The organism is Granulicella mallensis, from assembly GCF_014203225.1.
GTDB lineage: Bacteria > Acidobacteriota > Terriglobia > Terriglobales > Acidobacteriaceae > Granulicella > Granulicella mallensis_A.
In genome coordinates this window covers 1-5,282 of the sequence record NZ_JACHIO010000043.1, presented here as the reverse complement: position 1 = coordinate 5,282, position 5,282 = coordinate 1, and the positions used below count along the sequence as shown (strand labels likewise).

The window sequence follows — 5,282 nt, the reverse complement described above, 5'->3', positions numbered from 1 at the left end:
GTCGTCTTGCCGTGATCAATGTGACCAATCGTCCCGATATTCACATGCGGTTTGCTGCGATCAAACTTTTCCTTCGCCATGACTCTCTCCGTAGTGCCTTTTGAACTGCTAAACCCTGTCGTTTGACACAGTTCACACTGTGCCGCTCCGGCCCGGAGGCCGTGACCTCAACCCCTGCCGCGTCTTAGTAGTACGCGTACAATTTGAAAAATTTATCGCGAAGAGCAAGCTCCACCTGCTCGAGCGAGGCCAGATAGAACTCGCGAATCTGCCCCTGGTCGCCGTTGGACAGCTTCGCATACTGCGCCGCTGCTTCCGTGCCGAGCTTGCCAGCCTTGAGAACCAGTTCGAAGCTGCGGATACGCAGACTGGAGCGCTCCAAAGACTTCAAAAACTTCTCAACATTACGGGACGCGAAAGAGGCCTCAATCGCCTGCTTCACGGCAGTGAAGGTGGGCTGATCGAGGATGCTCATGGCCGGCCGCTCGTACAGAGCGCTGGAACGGTCTACCTGAAAGGCTGTCTGCTGCGCCATTGTCTTGAAATCCTGCCTTCAAAGCCTTGCAAATCTGGAGCGGGAGACGGGAATCGAACCCGCGACCAACAGCTTGGAAGGCTGTGACTCTACCACTGAGTTACTCCCGCCCGTAGTGCTGCAAATCTAAAATCTGGAGCTGATGATGGGGCTTGAACCCATGACCTCTCCCTTACCAAGGGAGTGCTCTACCACTGAGCTACATCAGCCTTCTTGCACACCGGCGGCTTTCGCCGTCAGCGCTTACCTCTAGCTTATCGCGAACGCAGCCGTCCGAGGACGACCCGAAACGCGAAAAACCCCAGCAGCAGCCAAGCCAACTGCTGGTACCTGCCTGGCTCCATCGTGCGCCAGACTAACACCGCCAGCAATGCAAACACTACCAGCGCGACAACCATGCGTCCCGTGCCCGAAGGGTTCATGGAACCGAACTCCTTTTGGCGGCGGAAACAAAGCCGCGGAAAAATGGTGCACAGGGGAGGATTCGAACCTCCGTAGCGCAAAGCGCGGCAGATTTACAGTCTGCTGCCATTAACCACTCGGCCACCTGTGCCCTACCCCGCCGATTGGCCCAATCCAACAAATGCCCTGCCACACTCCGTACAAATGCCCAACACGAAGATTCGCGCCAGAATTCAATCCAGATGTGGCTGGCGGACACTGCAGGCTGGAACAACAAGCAGGTACAACCAAACTCTCGTACGAATGCTGCGGAAAATCTGGAGCTGGCGAAGGGATTTGAACCCCCGACCGCCTGATTACAAATCAGGTGCTCTACCAGCTGAGCTACGCCAGCCCAAACAGCAAACTACGCTGCCAGAACCGCGCAGCGCAGTTTTGACTTTATCACAGCACGCCCTCGTACGAAACCCTCCATCGGACGGTACTGTTTGTTTACGAAACTTAAGCCATTTCTATTGCAGTGCCGAAAGGAAGACGAATTCCATTGCTAGGTTCAGAAGGCTTCCTCTAGACTTGGGGCAATCGGGACAATCAAGATCGGAAGTCGCTGAATATGCGGCTCAATCCAGGCATGAGGTACGTGATCCATGTTGAAGAGATTTCGCCTTTTTACGGTAGCCATGATGATGGCTACCGCTTTTTGTATTTGCGCAGCACAACAGGCAATGGACAACACCTCCGTGCTTAAGCTGAAAGATGCTGGATTAAGCGAAGACCTGATGGTGCAAACCATCAATGCTTCGGCGGGACATTACGACACCAGCACCGACGCCATGATCGCACTTAAGCAGCAGGGCCTTTCAGATAAGGTGATCGGCGCCATGTTGAGCAAGAATGCAAACCCAAACGGACCGGCCACACAAATGCCGGCAACCATTGTTCTTGCGGCACCCCCACCTCCTTTGCCAGGAGTCACCGACGTTGGCGTGTACTACAAGGACAAGAGCGGCCAATGGGCCGATGTACTGAGTGAGAACGTGAATTACAAGACAGGCGGGGTGCTGAAGAGCGCGTTTTCAGACGGAGTTGTGAAGGGTGACCTCAATGGCCACCTGAGCGGACCGGCCAGCAAACTACCGTTGAATACGCCTCTCGAATTCGCGATCTACGTGCTCGAAGGACAGACCGCAGGCGACTATCAGCTCCTTCATATGCATACACATAAGGATGGACGTGAGTTTCGCTCCGTAACCGGCGGAGTATTCCACCAATCAAGCGGAGCAGAACGCGACACCATCAACTTCGAAGCAAAGAAGGTTGCTCCGCGTGTCTATGTCATCACGTTACCCCCGAACCTCGAGAAGGGCGAATACGGCTTCCTTCCACCGGGCACGATGAATACTGGCAAAAACCTTGCCAGCTCTGGGAAGATGTATACATTCAGCATGGTCGAGTAGCTGATGACATCAGCACCTGGTGTTCTCCTCATCGCCTCTTGCGAGAAGGGAACACCAGGTACTACGGCACAATATCGTATCGCCGGGACAGGATTCTCTCCGCCATCGAATAACCTATGCGCAAACGTACCCTCATTCCCCTGTTAGTCGTCCTGATCGTGCTGGCAGCGCTGGGCATTTCACTTTACCTGCGGGCGAACTCTCCCCCCGAAGCTGCGCGGCTTCTCCCCGAAGCCGACGCCATCGTCTACATCCACCTGAAGACCGTGCGCGCCGCAACCCACTTCGACGCGACGCCCGTACAGCGCAGCAGCGACTTCCAGCGCTTCATCGACGCCACAGGCATCGTGCCCGAACGCGACATCGACGATGCGGCCTTCGCGCTGCATCGCATGGCCAATCCGAACGGCCCCAACGGCCCCGTGGCCTACTCCGAGGTCTTCGTCGGAAGCTTCGACGGGCAGCGCTTGGCAAAGTATCTTGCCGGCATCGCGACCTCGCACGAGAGCTACGCCGGACGAGACATCTACTGCATTCCCCTCGAAGGCCGCACGCTGCGCGTGACGCAGCTTGGCTATGACACCATCGCCGCATCCAACACTCCCACTGCCGAGCAGATCCACTCGATGCTCGACCGCTCGCGGGCCTCGGCGCTGAGCACACCGGGATCGTCGTTGCTGGCGGCACGTTACTCCGAGGTCCCGCTACTCTCACAGGCCTGGGGGATCGGTCACATCGGTCTTCCCTTTGCGAAGGACGGCTACATCTCGATCCTGGGGCTGCAATTACCGTTGCCGGAAGACACGGACCTCGTCGCCAGCCTGCGCTACAGCGGGTCTGTTCGTCTCCGCGTCGAAGAGATCGCCCCTGACGCGGCAGCCGCCCAGCACACCGTAGAGACGCTGACCACGCTGCTGAACATCCTGCGCGGTCTGGGCAGCGCGGCAGAGCCGCACAATGCCGCCGACTCCGCCATGCGCAGCATCCTGACCTCCACTACGCTTGAGCAACATAAAGATCGCGCCGTGCTGGAGGCTACCGCCAGCCTGGAGCAGATCAAGGCCCTGGCTTCGTCCAACCCGACTGCAACAGAGAATCCGCCACCTTCAGCGCCCCCAGCGCATCCCTAAACGAAACTCGTACAATTCCATCATCGTCCTGTCATACAGGGACGTCCCTACCGACGCTCACGACCAACCCTCCCACGGAGTCCACATGCGCAAACGCTTTCTCAGTCTTCTCGCCACGGCCGCAGCCGCTACCCTGATGTCGGCGAACGCCGTCGCACAGCAGCCCCTGCTGACAGGCCAGGCCGCCTTCACGGATTACAACCAACAGGCCCCCGGCGTTCGCCATAAGATCACTGTTGCCGATCTGCCCGAACCCCATCCCGACGAGTCGGTCAACAATACCCCCCGTCTCATTGCGAAGCCCGCAAACGCCTGGCCTGTTGTCCCTGCAGGCTTCAAGGTCACACTCTATGCCGGTGGAGACGCCACTCCGATGCAGCGCGCGGATAACAAGGAGCACATGACGCTCAGCGGCGGCACCTTCACCGAGCCGCGCATCATCCGCACCGCGCCGAACGGAGACCTCTTCGTCGCCGACTCCGGCGCCGGCGTCCTCCTCGTCCTTCGCGGCATCGGACCCGACGGCAAGGCTGCCAGGATTGAAAAGTTTGCTACGGGTCTCGATCATCCCTTCGGCATCGCCTTCTATCCGGCAAAGAATCCCAAGTATCTCTATGTCGGCAACGCCACCACCGTCCAGCGCTTTGCCTATAAGACCGGAGACCTGCACGCTTCCGGCGCTGCCGAGACCATCGTTCCCGATATCCCGGGCTACGCCCAGCTCACCGGCGGCGGCCACTGGACGCGCGACGTTGTCTTCAGCGCGGACGGCCAGCACCTGCTTGTCTCTGTCGGCTCGGGCTCGAACGTCGATGATCCCGACACCCATCCCAAGGAGTTCCATCGCGCCGATGTCCTCGAGTACACCCCCGAGGGCAAGTTCATCAAGATCTACGCCTACGGCATCCGCAACTGCGTCGGTGAGGCCATCAACCCCATCACCGGCCAGCTCTGGTGCTCGGTCAACGAGCGCGACAACCTCGGCAACCACCTCGTCCCTGACTACGTGACCTCGGTCAAGGAAGACGGCTTCTATGGCTGGCCCTGGTTCTACATGGGCGGACATCAGGACCCACGGCACGCCGGCAAGCACCCTGAACTCCAGTCCAAGGTGATCACCCCCGACGTCCTCGTGCAGCCGCACATGGCCTCGCTGGAGATGACCTTCTATCCGACAGCCAAAAAAGCGGACGCCTTCCCGGCTGAGTATGGCGGCTACGTGTTCGCCGCTGAACACGGCTCGTGGAACCGCCGGAACCGCGCGGGCTACGAAGTGGTCAGCATCCCCATGAAGAACGGCCACGCCACTGGCGAATACGACGACTTCCTCACCGGCTTCGTCACGGCTGACGGTCAGGTCTGGGGACGTCCCGTAGGGGTTACCGTAGGCAACGACGGCAGCCTGTTCGTCACCGACGACGGCAGCCGCAGCGTCTGGCACGTGGTCTACACGGGCAAGTAGTTCCCCATTAGCACAACCAGGTGCCCATCCTTGTACGCGTTATAGCGACAGGATGGGCACCTTTGTTTTTCGTTGTCATCCTGAAGCGTAGCTGAAGGACCCCCCGCGTTGGGGCCACCACAGACGCAACGCGAAACACCACCAACCTTTGGGGAGCGCTTTGCGTCGGTACCACTACGAATGCGGGGGTCCTTCGCCTATGGCTCAGATGGTATGAAGAGCGGCGTACCTTCCTGGTACGTGCTCGAGGCACAGATAATCCATCCGGAGGAAGATACGCCATGCAGACCCACGTA

General features: G+C 58.9%; 5 protein-coding genes and 4 tRNA genes. 3 read left to right on the top strand and 6 right to left on the bottom strand.

Annotated features, from left to right (window positions below):
- Positions 1 to 184: 184 nt before the first annotated feature.
- From HDF15_RS25385 to HDF15_RS25360, 6 genes are all read right to left on the bottom strand, one after another.
- Complete coding sequence (locus tag HDF15_RS25385; protein WP_014263995.1) at positions 185 to 535, bottom strand: hypothetical protein; 351 nt, start codon at positions 533 to 535, stop codon at positions 185 to 187.
- A gap of 35 nt (positions 536 to 570) precedes the next feature.
- Positions 571 to 645: transfer RNA gene (locus tag HDF15_RS25380), tRNA-Gly, on the bottom strand.
- Positions 646 to 669: 24 nt separating this feature from the next.
- Positions 670 to 744 (bottom strand) — tRNA-Thr (locus HDF15_RS25375).
- 45 nt (positions 745 to 789) lie between these two features.
- Positions 790 to 957, bottom strand: coding sequence for a hypothetical protein (locus HDF15_RS25370; RefSeq protein WP_014263994.1), 168 nt, complete (start codon positions 955 to 957; stop codon positions 790 to 792).
- A gap of 44 nt (positions 958 to 1,001) precedes the next feature.
- Positions 1,002 to 1,088 (bottom strand) — tRNA-Tyr (locus tag HDF15_RS25365).
- A gap of 167 nt (positions 1,089 to 1,255) precedes the next feature.
- Positions 1,256 to 1,331: transfer RNA gene (locus tag HDF15_RS25360), tRNA-Thr, on the bottom strand.
- A gap of 253 nt (positions 1,332 to 1,584) precedes the next feature.
- Between HDF15_RS25360 and HDF15_RS25355 the strand changes: the two genes are divergently transcribed.
- From HDF15_RS25355 to HDF15_RS25345, 3 genes are all read left to right on the top strand, one after another.
- A complete protein-coding gene (locus HDF15_RS25355; protein WP_184261236.1) occupies positions 1,585 to 2,394 on the top strand; it encodes a hypothetical protein in 810 nt (269 codons plus the stop codon).
- A gap of 116 nt (positions 2,395 to 2,510) precedes the next feature.
- The gene (locus tag HDF15_RS25350) at positions 2,511 to 3,524 is read left to right on the top strand and encodes a hypothetical protein (RefSeq protein ID WP_184261233.1); all 1,014 of its coding nucleotides are present in this window, start codon (positions 2,511 to 2,513) and stop codon (positions 3,522 to 3,524) included.
- An 85-nt stretch (positions 3,525 to 3,609) separates the two neighbouring features.
- Entirely contained in the window at positions 3,610 to 4,986 is a 1,377-nt protein-coding gene (locus HDF15_RS25345; protein ID WP_184261230.1) for a sorbosone dehydrogenase family protein, read from the top strand.
- Positions 4,987 to 5,282: the final 296 nt, after the last annotated feature.